The 16,224-nt window shown below is 41.9% G+C and carries 19 protein-coding genes; 18 read left to right on the top strand and 1 reads right to left on the bottom strand.

Annotation, left to right across the window (positions count from 1 at the left end):
• Positions 1-54: 54 nt before the first annotated feature.
• The 18 genes from BP27_RS0108265 (at position 55) to BP27_RS0108175 (ending at position 15,841) form a co-directional block, all read left to right on the top strand.
• Positions 55-870 carry a hypothetical protein gene (locus BP27_RS0108265; protein ID WP_150112036.1) on the top strand — a complete coding sequence of 272 codons (816 nt, stop codon included), beginning with the start codon at positions 55-57 and terminating at the stop codon, positions 868-870.
• A gap of 106 nt (positions 871-976) precedes the next feature.
• Positions 977-2,212, top strand: coding sequence for a GDP-mannose 4,6-dehydratase (locus tag BP27_RS0108260; protein WP_027851147.1), 1,236 nt, complete (start codon positions 977-979; stop codon positions 2,210-2,212).
• A gap of 114 nt (positions 2,213-2,326) precedes the next feature.
• The gene (gene wbpA / locus BP27_RS0108255; RefSeq protein ID WP_027851146.1) at positions 2,327-3,637 is read left to right on the top strand and encodes a UDP-N-acetyl-D-glucosamine 6-dehydrogenase; all 1,311 of its coding nucleotides are present in this window, start codon (positions 2,327-2,329) and stop codon (positions 3,635-3,637) included.
• 129 nt (positions 3,638-3,766) lie between these two features.
• Positions 3,767-4,720 (top strand): Gfo/Idh/MocA family protein, encoded by a 954-nt coding sequence (locus BP27_RS0108250; RefSeq protein WP_027851145.1) that lies wholly within the window; start codon positions 3,767-3,769, stop codon positions 4,718-4,720.
• A 152-nt stretch (positions 4,721-4,872) separates the two neighbouring features.
• Positions 4,873-5,448, top strand: a complete 576-nt coding sequence (locus BP27_RS0108245; RefSeq protein ID WP_027851144.1) for an acyltransferase — start codon at positions 4,873-4,875, stop codon at positions 5,446-5,448.
• Between the two features lie 162 nt (positions 5,449-5,610).
• Entirely contained in the window at positions 5,611-5,973 is a 363-nt protein-coding gene (locus BP27_RS0108240; RefSeq protein ID WP_027851143.1) for a GxxExxY protein, read from the top strand.
• 56 nt (positions 5,974-6,029) lie between these two features.
• Complete coding sequence (locus BP27_RS0108235; protein ID WP_027851142.1) at positions 6,030-7,181, top strand: DegT/DnrJ/EryC1/StrS family aminotransferase; 1,152 nt, start codon at positions 6,030-6,032, stop codon at positions 7,179-7,181.
• 39 nt (positions 7,182-7,220) lie between these two features.
• A complete protein-coding gene (locus tag BP27_RS15725) occupies positions 7,221-7,625 on the top strand; it encodes a hypothetical protein (protein WP_036239819.1) in 405 nt (134 codons plus the stop codon).
• An 18-nt stretch (positions 7,626-7,643) separates the two neighbouring features.
• Entirely contained in the window at positions 7,644-8,192 is a 549-nt protein-coding gene (locus BP27_RS0108225) for a type II toxin-antitoxin system MqsA family antitoxin (RefSeq protein WP_027851141.1), read from the top strand.
• A 2-nt stretch (positions 8,193-8,194) separates the two neighbouring features.
• Positions 8,195-8,626, top strand: a complete 432-nt coding sequence (locus BP27_RS0108220; RefSeq protein WP_036239817.1) for a protein-export chaperone SecB — start codon at positions 8,195-8,197, stop codon at positions 8,624-8,626.
• 114 nt (positions 8,627-8,740) lie between these two features.
• Positions 8,741-9,847, top strand: a complete 1,107-nt coding sequence (locus BP27_RS0108215; RefSeq protein WP_027851139.1) for an AAA family ATPase — start codon at positions 8,741-8,743, stop codon at positions 9,845-9,847.
• Between the two features lie 291 nt (positions 9,848-10,138).
• Complete coding sequence (locus BP27_RS0108205) at positions 10,139-10,555, top strand: hypothetical protein (protein ID WP_051610465.1); 417 nt, start codon at positions 10,139-10,141, stop codon at positions 10,553-10,555.
• Positions 10,545-10,985: a helix-turn-helix domain-containing protein gene (locus BP27_RS16755; RefSeq protein WP_051610464.1), complete on the top strand. Its 441-nt coding sequence runs from the start codon at positions 10,545-10,547 to the stop codon at positions 10,983-10,985. Before BP27_RS0108205 ends, BP27_RS16755 begins: the two co-directional genes overlap by 11 nt.
• Entirely contained in the window at positions 10,985-11,437 is a 453-nt protein-coding gene (locus BP27_RS16750; RefSeq protein ID WP_027851137.1) for a hypothetical protein, read from the top strand. The genes BP27_RS16755 and BP27_RS16750 overlap by 1 nt, the downstream gene beginning before the upstream one ends.
• Positions 11,438-11,698: 261 nt before the next feature.
• Positions 11,699-12,130, top strand: a complete 432-nt coding sequence (locus tag BP27_RS0108190) for a virulence-associated protein VapD (RefSeq protein ID WP_027851136.1) — start codon at positions 11,699-11,701, stop codon at positions 12,128-12,130.
• 131 nt (positions 12,131-12,261) lie between these two features.
• Positions 12,262-14,109, top strand: a complete 1,848-nt coding sequence (locus tag BP27_RS0108185) for an acyltransferase family protein (RefSeq protein ID WP_027851135.1) — start codon at positions 12,262-12,264, stop codon at positions 14,107-14,109.
• Entirely contained in the window at positions 14,102-15,379 is a 1,278-nt protein-coding gene (locus tag BP27_RS0108180) for a lipopolysaccharide biosynthesis protein (protein WP_027851134.1), read from the top strand. The genes BP27_RS0108185 and BP27_RS0108180 overlap by 8 nt, the downstream gene beginning before the upstream one ends.
• A 24-nt stretch (positions 15,380-15,403) precedes the next feature.
• On the top strand, positions 15,404-15,841 hold the full coding sequence (locus BP27_RS0108175; protein WP_027851133.1) for a hypothetical protein: 438 nt from the start codon (positions 15,404-15,406) through the stop codon (positions 15,839-15,841).
• 193 nt (positions 15,842-16,034) lie between these two features.
• Here the strand turns inward: BP27_RS0108175 and BP27_RS17245 are convergent.
• Positions 16,035-16,224, bottom strand: a 190-nt coding sequence (locus tag BP27_RS17245; RefSeq protein WP_027851132.1) for a hypothetical protein, incomplete at its 5' end; no start/stop codon positions are given.

Raw genomic sequence — 16,224 nt, 5'->3', positions numbered from 1 at the left:
CTACTAAGTGTGCTCTTTTTTATAAAAGTAATTGTTTTAGGTACAGCAACCTTTATGAACACCCCGCAAATTCGTGATGCACAATTCCAACAGCATCAACACTATGATGATGAAATCTCCTTAGTTGACCTAGCCAAAACCCTAATAAAACGCCGCTGGTGGGTTATAGGTACAGGTTTTGTAGTAGTAGCCCTAGCCCTAGCTTTTGCCTTAGCTAACCGAACAGGCCCAGCTTATAACTACATAAGTATTTATGAACTAGCAGAAAAAAACTCAGCAGAAAAGCTAGAAACCACAAGCAGCGTGTTAGAAAAAATTAACAGCATGCACTGGCCTAGTTATCGCCGCAATTATGTGCAAGAAAAAGGACTAAAAGGCTTTGGTGAACTACCTTTTACATTCGAAGTAACTAACCCTAGTGGTACTAACCTTATTCTTTTAAAATCTGTTGTGTTAGAAACTGAAAAAGATGAAGCTAAACAGCTACATCAAGCACTTTTAAATGAAGTAACGGCAGACCAAGATGCAGCATTTAAGCGTGAAACAACCAAGTTAACTAAGCAAATAACCCTAATTAAAAGCTTGTTAGAAGACTTAGCTAAAAACAGCAATCAATCTACAGCGCAAGAACAGCAGATAGCTACCCAAACACAAAGGCTGTTTGAATTAGAAGATGCGCTTATTGAATTAAAAGAAGGCAAGCTAATTCAGCTTTCAGCACAAGATGAAAGAGCAAAACTCAAAAAGCTAAGCGGCTCACTCGTTTTAGCTTTAGGTATAGTACTAGGTGGAATATTAGGTATTATGGCAGCCTTTTTTGCAGAGTTTGCCAGCCAAGTACGCCAAAGCTTAAAAGAAGAAGCTGAATAAACACTAACCACTGATTTTACTAAACAAAGCAACCCTATCTAAGCAACACCGCCCCGAGGATCGGCCCAAAACCTCAGGGCGGTAGCGTGCCTGATTCAGGAATACCATGAAAATTCTAGTCACCGGCGGTGCAGGCTTTATCGGCTCTGCTGTTATTCGCCACCTTATCCAAAACACCCAAAACAGCGTTATCAACCTAGATAAACTTACCTACGCAGGTAATTTAGAGAGCCTGCTAGAAGTAAGTGACGACCCACGCTATGCATTTGAACAGGTGGATATTTGCGATACCGCCGAATTAGAAAGAGTATTTCAACAGCACCAACCCGATGCCGTAATGCACCTAGCAGCAGAAAGCCATGTCGACCGCTCCATTGATGGCCCAGCAGAGTTTATTCACACCAACATAGTCGGCACCTACACCCTGCTAGAAGTCGCCAGAGCTTACTGGAACCAACTGCCAGAAGAACGTAAAAAAGCTTTTCGCTTCCATCATGTATCCACCGATGAAGTGTATGGTGACCTTCCGCATCCAAATGATGAGCCCGTCATTGCAGGTGATTCCCCCGTCATTGCGAGTGAAACGAAGCAATCCATAGACTGCCACGGCTTGCAGCCTCGCAGTGACGAACTACCACTATTCACCGAAACCACTGCTTACGAACCAAGCTCACCCTACTCAGCCAGTAAAGCCAGCAGTGACCACCTAGTCCGCGCTTGGCACCGTACCTATGGCTTTCCTATAGTTATCACCAACTGCTCCAACAACTACGGCCCTTACCAGTTTCCAGAAAAACTCATTCCACTGGTGCTACTCAACGCACTAGAAGGAAAGCAACTACCCATCTACGGAGCGGGTGATCAAATTCGCGATTGGCTTTATGTAAAAGACCACGCCCGCGCCCTCTGCCTAGTATTAGAAAAAGGCAAAAATGGCGAAACCTACAACATAGGCGGCCATAACGAACTACAAAACATAGAAGTGGTAAAAACCATCTGCGAAATACTAGACGAGCTAGTACCTCCCGTTATTGCGGGTGATTCTTCCGTCATTGCGAGCGTAGCGAAGCAATCCACAGACTGCCACGGCTTACAGCCTCGCAGTGACGATACCGCTTCCAGCTACAAATCACTCATCACCCACGTTGCCGATCGCCCTGGCCACGACCGCCGTTACGCCATCGACTCTACAAAAATGCAAACTGAACTCGGCTGGACCCCCGAAGAAACCTTTGAAACCGGCCTTAAAAAAACCATTCAATGGTATTTAGACAACACAAAATGGTGCCAAAGAGTACAAGACGGCAGCTACCAAAGAGAACGCTTAGGGCAAGTGAAGTAATCCAAAGACTGCCACGTCGCTACGCTTCCCGCAGTGACAGTAGGTCGGGCTTCAGCCCGTCAAAGCAACAAAAAAATCCACTTAAATCAAACACTCACCATTAAAAGTTTAAATATGACTCCACAAGAAAACCTAATTCAGCGATTAAAAAACCAGCAAGGGCTTATAGGCATAGTTGGCCTTGGTTATGTAGGCTTACCCCTAATGCTTCGTTATAACAGCATTGGTTTTAAAGTGCTTGGTATTGATATTAATGAAAAAAAGGTTGCCGATTTAAATGCGGGTGTCAGTGATATTGAACACATTCCTAACGTAAAAATTAAAGAGGCAGTGCAGTCAGGTTTTCAGGCTAGTACAGACTTTTCTCGCGTGAGTGAGTGTGATGCACTAATTCTCTGTGTACCTACACCACTAAACAAATACCGTGAACCGGATTTAAGCTATGTCATTAACACAATGAACTCGCTTAAGCCGTATTTGCGCGCAGGGCAAGTAATTTCACTAGAAAGCACCACCTACCCAGGCACTACAGAAGAAGAACTGTTACCCAGAGTAGAAGAAGGTGGTTTAAAAGTAGGTGAAAACATCTTCTTAGTCTATTCACCAGAACGTGAAGACCCAGGCAACCCAGACTTTGAAACCCGTACCATTCCTAAAGTAATAGGCGGCCACACCCCTAGTTGTTTAGAAGCAGGTATTGCCCTTTACGAACAAGCTATCGATGAAGTCGTTAGCGTAAGCTCTACCAAAGCAGCAGAAATGACTAAGCTACTAGAAAACATCCACCGCGCCGTGAACATCGGCTTAGTGAACGAAATGAAAATTGTTGCTGACCGCATGGGCATAGATATTTTTGAAGTGATTGACGCTGCAGCCACCAAGCCGTTTGGTTTTACTGCCTACTATCCTGGCCCAGGCTTAGGTGGACACTGCATTCCCATCGACCCCTTCTACCTCACCTGGAAAGCCCGTGAATACGGCTTACATACCCGTTTTATAGAATTATCAGGTGAAGTCAATAAAGCCATGCCTGAATATGTAATGAATAAACTCATGGATGGCCTAAACAATAGCGGTAAAGCTGTTAAAGGCAGCAAAGTATTGGTGCTGGGTATTGCCTACAAAAAGAACGTCGACGATATGCGCGAGTCTCCATCGGTGGAAGTGATGGAGCTGATACGTGCTAAAGGCGCAGCTGTCGCTTATAGTGACCCGCACGTACCGGTATTCCCGAAAATGCGCGCACACACATTTGACTTAAACAGCGTTGCCTTAACCGCCGAAAGCCTAGCCAGTTACGATGCAGTGGTATTAACCACCAACCACGACGGTTTTGATTACGATCTAATCAAGCAACACGCCAAGCTCATCATCGACACCCGCGGCATATACCGTGACCCCGCTGCACACATCATCAAAGCTTAAATCAGGTTTAATAGGCCACAAAAACCACCAAAGACACAAAAAAACAGAAGCTCAATAAAAATCTTTAAAAGTTTTGCTTTTAACTTTCGTGTTTTTCCGTGGATTTCGTGGCAAACAAAAAGGTTCTAAATGAAAAACTTCGCTCTAATCGGCGCTGCTGGCTACATTGCCCCCCGCCATTTAAAAGCCATTAAAGAAACCGGCAACAATCTACTTGTCGCTATGGATATCAACGACTCAGTTGGCATCATGGATAGCCACTTCCCCGACGCTGAGTTTTTTACTGAATTTGAAGAGTTCTCAGGTTATGTAGAAGACCTAAAACTCCAAGGCCAAAAACTCGATTACATCGCTATCTGCTCACCAAACTATCTACACCTTCCACACATGAAATTTGCCTTACAAAACGGCATAGACGTAATTTGTGAAAAACCCCTAGTGCTTAACACAGCAGACCTAGACACTCTTAACCGCTATGAAAAAGAATACGGCGCTAAAGTAAACTCAATTTTACAGCTGCGCTTGCACCCATCCATTATTGCCCTGCGCGATAAAGTACAAGCAGCACCCCAAGACAAAGTATTTGATGTTGACCTAACCTACCTAACTTCACGCGGTAAATGGTACTTAAAATCATGGAAAGGCTTTGATGAAAAGTCCGGCGGTGTTGCCACCAATATCGGTGTGCATTTTTACGACATGCTGCACTTTATATTCGGTGAAATCACCCACAACGAAGTGCATTACCGAGATGAAAAAACCTCCAGCGGCTACTTACAATACGAACGTGCCAACGTGCGCTGGTTTTTATCCATAGATGCCAACCACCTGCCAGACAATGCCGTACATGGTGAAAAATCCACCTACCGCAGTATCGATATAGAAGGCGAAGAACTCGAGTTTTCTGGTGGTTTTACCGACCTACACACCCAAAGCTACCAGCGCATACTAGAAGGTAAAGGCTACGGCGTAGAAGACAACCGCGCAGCTATAAAAACCGTCGATGTCATGCGCCAAGCCAAACTAATAGAAAACCCAACCAACCCCCATCCACTACTCGCTAAAGTTAAAAAACATTCATAAGCCACGAAACCCACTAAAAGCACAGAAGTGAAAGCAAAAGCGAAAGCTAGATGAGCCACGAAATCCACTAAAAACACGAAACTTATAGATTATTGTTTGTTTTTGTGGGTTTCGTGGATTTCGTGGCAAAAAAACAAAAAAGGTTTTGATCTATGAACTATCAAAAACATGAAACAGCAATCGTCGATGAAGGCGCTCAAATAGGCGAGGGCAGCCGTGTTTGGCATTTTGTCCACGTTTGCGGTGGTGCAAAAATCGGTAAGGGTGTTTCCCTTGGTCAAAACGTATTTGTCGGCAATAAGGTTACCATTGGCGACCAGTGTAAAATTCAAAACAACGTATCAGTGTATGACAATGTTCACCTAGAAGAAGGCGTGTTTTGCGGCCCAAGCATGGTCTTCACCAACGTCTACAACCCCCGCTCACTGATCGAACGCAAAGACCAATATCTCGACACAATCGTTAAAAAAGGCGCAACCCTCGGTGCTAACTGCACCATCGTTTGTGGTGTAACTATTGGTGAATATGCTTTTGTCGGTGCTGGCGCAGTAATCAACAAAGACGTACCCGCCTACGCCCTAATGGTTGGCGTACCGGCAAAACAAATCGGCTGGATGAGCCAATACGGCGAACAACTAGACCTACCACTAACCGGCAACGCCCAAACAAAATGCCAACACACCGACACCATTTACACCTTAGAAAACGGTCTAGTCACTAAAAACTGATTTAGCCACGAAATCCACAAAAACACACTAAATTCATCACAGTATATTTTTCCGTACATTTAATGGATTTCGCGGCTAAACAAATAAAGAACCACCACACCACCACTATAAGCCTTCAACCTTCGTGCTTTTTAGTGGGTTTCGTGGCAAAAAAGGACTTATATGTACGAAAAGGATTTGGTATATAAAATTCAAGGTGCGGTCTTCGAGGTTTACCGCACCTTAGGTGCCGGATTTTTAGAGCAGGTGTATCAAAAAGCATTGCTAGCAGAGTTAAAACTGGTAGGGCTTAATGCTGCATCTGAACAAGGAATAGATGTTTTTTATAAAGGTGAGATTGTTGGCGAATACCGTGCTGATATAATTGTTGAAAATCGCGTTTTATTAGAACTTAAAGCACAACAAGTTTTGCCAGTAACCGCAGAACCGCAACTTATCAACTACCTCAAAGCAACAGGCATAAAAGTAGGCTTACTAATCAACTTCACCCACCCAAAAGCCACAATCAAAAGACTAGTCTTTTAGCTTTTATTTTTCGTGTTTTTTCGTGTTTTTCGTGGCAAATAATAAAGAGATTTAAAATGCAATTTATCGACTTGGCCGCTCAACAAGCGCGTATCAAAGACAAAATCGACTCCAACATTCAAAAAGTTCTAGCCCATGGCCAATATATTCTTGGCCCTGAAGTCACCGAGTTAGAAGAAAAGCTCGCTGCTTTCACCGGCACTAAACACTGCATCAGCGTTGCCAATGGCACCGATGCTTTACAAATCGCGCAAATGGCTTTTGGCATCGGCCCAGGTGACGAAGTTATCACCCCCGGCTTTACCTACATAGCTACCGCAGAAACAGTCGCGCTACTGGGTGCTAAGCCTGTTTACGTTGATGTATGCCCTAAAACCTACAACCTAGACCCTGCAAAACTAGAAGCAGCCATAACACCCAAAACCAAAGCCATTATTCCTGTATCTCTCTACGGCCAATGCGCAGACATGGATGCCATTAACGCCCTAGCCAATAAACACGGCCTACCCGTTATAGAAGACGCAGCCCAAAGCTTTGGTGCCACCTACAAAGGCAAACAATCGTGCAACCTAAGCACCGTTGCCTGTACCAGCTTCTTCCCCAGCAAACCCCTAGGCTGCTATGGCGATGGCGGCGCTATCTTTACCAATGATGATGAATTAGCCAAAGTACTAAGACAAATAGCCCGCCACGGCCAAGACCGCCGCTACCACCACATACGCGTGGGCGTAAACAGCCGCCTAGACACCCTACAAGCCGCGATTTTATTACCCAAATTAGAAATCTTCACCGAAGAAACAAAACTACGCCAACAAGTCGCCCAAAGATACTTAGAGCTGTTAGCCACGAAATCCACCAAACCCACTAAAAATGAAAACCAGGGCAAAGAAAACTTTCGTGCTTTTCGTGGATTTAGTGGCGAAATAATCACCCCATTCATCGAACCACACAACACCAGCGTTTACGCCCAATACACCATTCAAGTAGAAAACCGCGACCAAGTACAAGCCAAGCTAAAAGAAGCCGGCATACCCACCGCAGTTCACTACCCAATACCCCTCAACAAACAACCAGCGGTAGAAGATAAAAACGTACAGCTACCCGTGGGTGATGCAATTGCAGAAAAAGTAATGAGTTTGCCGATGCACCCCTACATGACAGAAGAAGACCAGCAGAAAATAGTGCAAGCTTTAGTTGAAGTCCTGTAAGCAAGATTAGGCATAGAAAGAAAATTCTGGAGTACCATTATGGTAAGTGTTAAAATCTTAAGCCAATATCAGGAAGGCTTCACACCAGAAAAGCTAGAAGGTCGTTCCAGAAAAATTTCTAAAGGGCCACTCTACTGCCTTACAAAAGTTAGCAAGCTACTTAGCAAAAATGCAGAAAATGCAATAAATTTAGCCACAAAAAGTTCAAGACGCGATACAGCAAGCTTAAGTTGGGACAAGAGCGATGTTGCACAACACCTTAAGCAAGCAATAAAAAAACCAGGTAACTACCTAGGTTCAGAATGGGCAAAATTAAGTGAAAAAGCCTGTGCCGCTTGCGATGTGTATAGACTTACAACTTTAAAATGTGAATATTATTTTAAATTTGCTATACATAAAAATGGCAGCTTGGTTTTAGTTATTTCCTGCCACTTATCAAGATAGTAAAGAGGGGCAAACACCATGAAAAAAAATCCAAAGCACTGCCCATTATGTGAAGAGGGCAACCTGCGAGAAGAGCAGGAAGAAATCCAAATTACCTACAAAAACAAGTTAATAAGTGTACAAACCAAACACAGCATATGTGATTGCTGTGAAGTAGAACAATTAACAAAAGAGCAAGCACGTCAAAACAAAAGAGCAAGCATAGCCGCAAAAAAACAAGCAGAAGGTTTACTAACTGGCAAAGAAGTACAGGCCCTAAGAAAAAAATTAAACCTAGACCAAGATGAAGCTGCAAAGCTATTTGGTGGTGGTCCCAAAGCCTTCAGCAAATATGAAAATGATGATGTTATGCAGTCTGAAGCAATGGATAACCTAATGCGAATAGCGCTAAAGCGACCAGACACGCTAGAAATATTAAAGAAGAAAGGTGAGAGTAATCCTAAAGCAAAAAAATATATAAACAGTTTTGCTAGCACTATTACCGAGCTAGGTGTACAAACCGCTAAAACAATTGATACCTATTGCTATGCATCTAAAAGCAGTCAAACCCAAGCTTACGGATATTAAAAATGCAAAAGGCAAAAGATAGCTTAAAAATTCAAGACATCTACCTGCACAAGCTAACAGCAGAATGCCTAGGTGATTTTGAACCTAAATACGACCCAAAGTTAAATACATATAAAATACAAACCATGCATTTAGTTGAAAAGTCGCAATTAATGCAGGTTGATGACGAAAAAATACTTAAAGTAAGCGTATCTTTAGGGGTACGGTGGTTTGATTCAGAAGCGGAAGAAGTAAAAGCATTGATAGAAGCAGACTTTATTGCTGAATATAAAATGACCGAAACCTTAAGCAAAAAAGAAATTGACGCCTTTGCAAAAAATAATGTCAGCTACCACATTTGGCCCTACTGGCGAGAACTACTCACCAACCAAACAAACCGCATGCACCTACCCAAAGTAGTGTTACAAACAATACAGCTAGCTCAAAATAGTTAAGCGCAGTTGTGCTCCAAGCACAGCGTATGAATTTACTACCAGTAACCTTATCCATGCGCCTGCCTGAATAGACTCACAGCCGTACTTTAAAGCAGCACAGAGAATAGAAGCACCATGACCACCCCCAAGTCCCATTTAAAACGCGTTCAAATCAGTGGCTTTAAATCCATTGCATCCTTGGACTTAAAAATGAACTCTATCAATATTTTGATCGGGGCCAATGGCTCGGGTAAGTCTAATTTCATCTCCTTATTCTCTTTTTTACGCCACCTGTCCGAAGGCAAACTGCAAACCCATGTTGAGCAAAATGGCTTTGCCAACACTTTCTTTCATTTTGGCGCTAAAAATACTAAAGCCATCAGCATCACACTTGATGTAGGTGAAAATGGCTATCACGCAGATTTTATACACGGCGAAGCCAATGATGCACTCGTTTTTGAGCAGGAATACTGCACTTTTACTGGCTCAAACAAAAACTTCTATATTAAAGGTAAGCTTGGAGAGAGCGGCTTACTGCCAGATGGGGAAGCAGATAGCATAAATGTAAAAAAGTACACGCGAGAATACTTAAATAAATGCCGCGTCTACCACTTTCACGATACCAGCGCCTCAGCCGCCTTTAAGCAAGCACAAAGCATTAGCGCCAGTACGTTTTTGCAAAACGATGCGGCTAATCTAGCGCCCTATCTGCATTATCTGAAAGAGCATTGGCCTGAAAACTATCAAGAAATACTGGCAGCTATACAAACTGTTGCACCTTTCTTCCATGATTTTCATCTAGTGCCGCAGGGCAAAAAAGGCGATGAAACAATACTACTAAGATGGACACATAAAGAACACGACGCACCCTTTTCAGCCAATCAGTTATCCGATGGCACGGCACGTTTTATATGCCTTAGCACCTTGTTCTTACAGCCTGATTATTTAAGACCCAATACCATTATTTTAGACGAACCAGAGCTAGGCCTACATCCAGCCGCCCTTGAAGTTTTAGCCGAAATAATCCAAGTCACCGCTAAAACCTCGCAAGTAATTTGCTCCACACAATCAGTCACCTTCGCCAACTTCTTTAAACCACAAGACTTTATCGTCGCTGACCAAAAGAAGGGCGTTTCCACCTTTGAACGACTTGAAGAAGAACAGCTTCAAGTCTGGCTCGAAGACTATGGCATGGGTGATATATGGATGAAAAACCTAGTGGGAGGACGGCCAGAATGGTAAGAATCGGCATTAAAAAGCTACGAAAAGCCTGTGCGGGTTTTAATCAATGGCTAACCCAACTAGAACAACTTACAGAAAAAAGCAGCTAAGCTTGCTCCGCGTTTTCCGTGTCCTTCTGTGGCCAAAAGGCTTTTATGCTTTTAGTCTTTTTTCGTGACTTTAGTGGATTTAGTGGCGAACCAATTTTTAGCCCCTAATCCCTACCCAAATGCGCAAGGTTTGCTTTTTTACCAGTTCTTGATGTGTTGAAGCAACTGTTCTGCTAATATATATATTAACAAGGTTTTGCCAATGAGTACGGATGTCAAAGTTGAGTTTCAAGGCGCAAAGTACAGGGTTGTACACTGCTTAGGCGCGCTTGAAAGCTTTCACCAATCTTTAACTCATGTTGAAACACACAAAGGCACAGCTTTAAAACGTGGCATGGTGCAACAGATACAGCGTTTGGCAGATGGCCACCGGATGAGTCGCGAGAACTTCCCAAGAGAAGGCGAGTTACCCAAAAGAATAGATGGCTCCTCTGCTGGTTATTTCTTTGCATTTAAAAGGTTACCAATCAGGGGTTATTGCTGGCAGTCAGATAGCCATCCCAACACTTGGTTTATCAGCCACTATGTTTACAAAGACTATCAAAAACTAAAAAAACGTGATGAAACAAAGGTGGCCGAAAACTGGACACGAATAGAGGTAGGTGGAAATGAGCGCTAAAGAACTTTTTTACAGTAAAGACCACTCATTTACTCAAGATGAAGCCTGTGCTTATGCACGGGAAGATTTAATTTATAACGTAACAGAAGACCTACTAGTGCAAATGGAAGACCTAGCAATTACTAAGGTCGAATTAGCACGCCGTTTAAAAAAATCACGTGCTTACGTTTCACAACTGCTTAGTGGTTCAAGAAATATGACTTTAGCCTCACTAGCAGACATTTGTTTTGCGCTAGGTATTCAGCCAAAAATCGAGTTATTGCCAGATACAGCCACAGCACAGCAAGAGACATCTAGTGTAGAAAAAACAATCAAATATGCAAAAGACACTTGGCAAATAGAAGTTATAGAAGACTTAACGCCTAACCCAGTGATTCTAGAGTCAAATGTGATTGATTGCCGTAACCTCAGCGCGTGGGAGGCAGCCTAATGCCTGATATACTTGAACAAGCAATAAAATCATTAGCAATTCAAGAAGTTAGGCTGCGAAACACAAACATCAATTTTGCAGATGAAATTGCCCCATTAGATATAAAAAATAAAAAGCTAGAAGTTCAAGTAATCCACGGGGTAGAAAAAATTCAAACCCACCACCTGCAAGAAGGCGAGTCTGATTGGTTGGAATACAATTTTTTCTACAAAGCCGGCGTGCGCCTTGTAGATGTGGACAGTAAAGAAACACCACTTATTGAAATACAGGCAGTTTTTAACGCTCTGTACCGCACAGAAAAACAACTAGAAAAAGCAGCACTAGAAGCATTTTCAGAAAACCATGTGGGTTACCATGTGTGGCCTTATTGGCGCGAGTATGTGCAATCCACCTGCATGCGCTTAGGTATAAAACCAATCCGAGTACCCCTGTATCGCGTTAAAACAAAATAATCTAATTTAAACTATTGTTTTAGAGTACTTCCGTAGCCAGCCAGCTTTTTATGCTTTTCGCTCTTTTTTTCGTGCCTTCAGTGGTTTTACTCGCTGCGCTCACCCTTTCAGCCCGTTCTTTAAATGCTGTAAGTGGTAAAGTTGCCCTTAGCTATGATCTATTCCGTGTTTTTCCGTGTCCTTCTGTGGCCAAAACGCTTTTATGCTCTTAGCTTTTTTTCGTGTTTTTAGTGGATTTAGTGGCAAACCCAGGAATAACCCATGAGCAAGTACCTAATAACCTTTGATATGGACACCAACTGCCTAAAAGAAAACTACCACGGCAACAACTGGAATAATGCTTATTATGATATTGCCAACACACTAGGTAAGCACGGCTTCAACCGAATACAGGGTAGCGTTTACTTAGGTGAAGAAGGCATAAGCGAGGCACACGGAACCATCGCCCTGCAAGAACTTACCGCAACCCATGACTGGTTTTATGCCTGTGTTTCAAATGTGCGTTTTTACCGCATCGAAAGCGACCTAGATGCACAGTTCGTACTGGATGGCGTACACCAAGCCAAGCAGCGCTTTAACTTACGCATTGAAAGCCTAAGACGAAACATGCTAGAAAACGGACTAACAGAACAGCAGATTGAAAACATCCTCAAACATGAGCAGTTTGATATCAAGCAGTTAACAAACTCTTAACTGAAGTACTCTCCGTAACCAATCTTTTTTAGCTATTTAACCATTCCGTGATTTTCCGTGTTCTTCTGTGGCAAAAACGCTTTTATGCTCTTAGCTTTTACTTTCGTGCCTAACTAACTGAACCTTAAAACATGACCTTCCGCCCAGACATTCAAGGCCTTCGCGCCATTGCTGTACTAGCAGTAATAATCTTCCACCTCAACCCGGCTTGGTTGCCGGGTGGCTTTATAGGTGTAGATATTTTCCTAGTTATTTCAGGCTTTTTAATCAGCAGCATTTTACTGCATAAAAAAAGCAAATCTGAATACAAGCTGCTTCCAACCCTCAGCTACTTTTACAGCAGTCGCATCAAGAGAATTGCACCCGCTTATTACACCACGCTAATAGCCATAAGCTTAATCGCAGCCGTATTGTTTTTGCCGGCAGATTTTTCCACCTACAGAGACGGGTTAAAAAAAGCCGCCTACTTTAACAGCAACAACTACTTTGCAAATTTCGGTGACTACTTCGCCCCAGCCAACCACGAACAACCCTTGCTGCATACTTGGTCACTGGCAATAGAAATACAGTTTTACCTTATCGCCCCGTTTATATTTTTACTGCTACCCAAGCGCTTACTTAGCTGGATATTACCCCTAAGCATTATCAGCTTAACCGCCTATGCAGAATACCAACTGCGCATTGCAGGCAACCAACAGGCAACCTATTACAGCCTTGTTGCCCGTTTACCGGCTTTCTTTTTAGGTGCATGGGTCGCCCTGCTAATAGGTAAAAGTAATCAGGTTGCGGGGGGGGGTAGTCAAAAGCTATGGTTAACCTTGCTAGCAGTGAGCTTAATTGCTTTTGCATTAACACTACCCAAATTCACAGGGCATTTCCCAGGCATAGCAGGCTTACTACCCACACTTGGCGCAGCCCTTATTATTTTACTCAACGCCAACAATCGGCTAACACAATTACTAGCAAACAAAACCCTAGTCTGGATAGGCGCCTTATCCTACTCGCTCTACCTATGGCACTGGCCTGTACTCGCCTTTATGCGCTACTACACAGGCGCAGAAATACTCAGCTGGCAATACAGCCTAGCGTTTATAATGCTAACCCTAGCCCTAGCAACCGCCAGTTTTTACTGGATAGAAACACCACTAAGACTAAAACGTAGCAACAAACAACTACTAGGCTACGCCAGCCTAACCCTGCTGCTGCTAGCCACAGCAGTAGGCATGAAAAAGATTAACGCCCACTACACACCAGAGCCTTTACCGGTGGAATACACCCGTTATGCAGACCCCAAAACAATTTGCCACGGCAAAATAATAGGCGATTGCCTAAAAGGAGATTTAAACAGCGATAAAGAAGTGCTCGTTCTAGGCGACTCTCACGCCGCCATGCTCAACCACTTCTTTGATTACCTAGGAAAAGAACTCGGCTTTAAAGCACGAATAATTACCGCCAGCAGCTGCGTAACTATTCCAGAATTTAACTACCAACGTATTGCAGAATGGGCACACCAACCCTGCTTAAATCAAATAGAAGAAGCTAAGAAATACCTAAATAAAGCAGATACGATTTTTTTAGCGGCAAGTTGGAATTGGCACATGCAAAGCCAAGCATTTAATCAAGCACTTACAAACTTCCTGAAAAAAGAAGCACCCCAAGCGCAAAAGTACATTATTAGCCAAGAACCTCTACTCAATCGCCACCCTTTGCGTAACCAAAGGTTTGCTCATTTAGGTATAGGCACAAAAGCAGGTTTGGACAAAGACTACCTACGAACCAACCAGCTTTTGAAAGAAATATCAAAAACTGCAAATAAAAGTAACTACCTAGCTTTAAGTGAATTAGAATTTTTTAAACAAGCGCCTATTTATAAACAGAACCTTATGTATTTAGATGAGCACCACATAAATGAGGTAGGTGCTGTCGAGTACGCCAAACAATCGAAGCAGCTAATTAAAAAAGCGATACACAGTGATTAAAAGATTTTTACCTAAAAGTGCTTATGCAAAAAATGTACTAACTCTAATGACAGGTACAGGTCTAGCGCAGGCAATCCCGATAGCTATTAGCCCAATTCTTACACGAATATACAGCCCAGAAGAGTTCGGTGTTTTTGCACTATATATGGCGATTGCATCAATATTAACTGTTTTAGTGACAGGTCGTTATGAAATGGCAATTTTATTGCCAAAAAAAGATAGAGATGCAATGAGTTTAGTAGCGTTATCGATAATATTAAGTTTTTTGGTAAGTATAATTATTTTAATAGTAGTAATTGCTTTTAATGGTCAGCTAATTGCTATCATGGGTGTGCCAGAATTATCTATCTGGTTATATTGGGTACCTGCATCTACTTTTTTAATGGGCGTATATCAAAGCTTAAACTACTGGAGTAACCGTAAATCACACTACAGAAGACTAGCAATAAGCAGAGTAGTGCAAAGTTCGGGTACTGGTGCTGCACAATTAGCTGGTGCTCTTAATAACATTGGTACTTCAGGGCTTGTTGGTGGACAGCTTATTGGACAGACATTATCAACTGCCGTCTTAGGTGGTTTAATTTATAAAGAAGACAAAGAACACATTTCAACAATCAAAAAATTACGTGTTATTGCACTAGCCAAAAAGTACATTAATTTTCCAAAATTTCTTATCGTTGCACATGGCTTCAATACAGCTTCAGGGCAAATGCCAACCTTTCTTCTTAGCGCATTATTTAACAGTGCTGCTGCAGGATTTTTCATGTTAACCCAAAGAGTTATGGCAGCACCTATGACACTGGTAGCAAATGCTATAGGTGATGTGTTTAGACAAGAAGCAAGCTATGCCTATGTGAATACTGGTAACTGCAAAGATGTTTATTTAGGTACTTTTAAAAGATTACTATTTATTTCTATATTACCTAGTGTTGCATTTTTCTTTATTGCTCCTGACTTATTCGCATTAATTTTTGGTGAGAAATGGCGTATTGCTGGAGAGTACGCACAGATTTTAACTCCAGTATTTTTACTAAGATTTATAACAAGCCCCTTAAGTGCAATGTTTATGATTGCAGAGAAACAAAAACTAGATTTAATTTGGCAGGTTATACTTTTAGTTACAACAAGTGCAGCATTTTTTATAGGTTATTTATATGCAAGTGAAAAAGTTGCTTTGATTTTTTATTCATTAGCTTACTCTTTATTGTTTATTGTCAATTTTTTTATGACATTTAACTTTGCAAGTGGGAATGCAAAAAAGTTAAATTAATTTTATCTAAACAGGTAAATTAAAATGCAATACTGGCACATGCAAATGCACCCAGATGATAAAAATTTTGCAATCGAACGGGTACATGCAATTTTAGAACACAACAAAATTATCGGTGTGGGTCAATGGTCAGCAGGGCAGGGCACAATTGATGACTTTAACAACCGTATGCAAGTAAATGATATTGTTGCAATAAAAACAGGTAAGCAACTCATCGCCTTAGTACAAGTGATAGGTGGCGCTTACACAGTCGCCAATGATGAAACAGATTTAAGCTGGATAGAGCACAGAAGACCCATTAGAGTTTTAGATTGGGAACTTAAAGATACCGATTTTTCTTACCAACGCGGTACTTTAAAGATTTGTTTAGATGATAATGCAGAAGCAACTAAAACTATAAAGTTATGGCATGAAAGCGTAGAACAGTCATTAAAGAAACGTAAAGTACCACTTACTGTTTAGGTGAAATTAACCAGAATTATGAAAATCATTTTAATCACTCAAGGCTTATCCAGACTTTTATTGCCTTTAATAAACTCCGGTCACAATGTGGTTGGCATCATTGAATCGATGCCTAGAGATTTTACAGAAAATAAAAAAGAAGGTTTTTTATTCCGCCTGCTTAAAAAAATATACTCTTTATTTAATCTTGGATTCAACTTGCTAGTGCAACAGCCTGTAATTCTTCAAACAATACTTCATTTGGTGTTTTCATTCCAAGTGTTTTCCTAGGTGGGTTATTTAGACGATGCATAATGAATTCAAAATGCTCATCATCTAAGTGCTTAAAGCATGAACCTTTGGGGCAGTATTGACGTATTAAGCCATTTGTATTTTCATTCAAT

The organism is Marinospirillum insulare DSM 21763, assembly GCF_000686905.1.
In the GTDB taxonomy this organism is placed as follows: domain Bacteria; phylum Pseudomonadota; class Gammaproteobacteria; order Pseudomonadales; family Halomonadaceae; genus Marinospirillum; species Marinospirillum insulare.
This window is presented reverse-complemented; position numbering and strand designations above follow the sequence as displayed.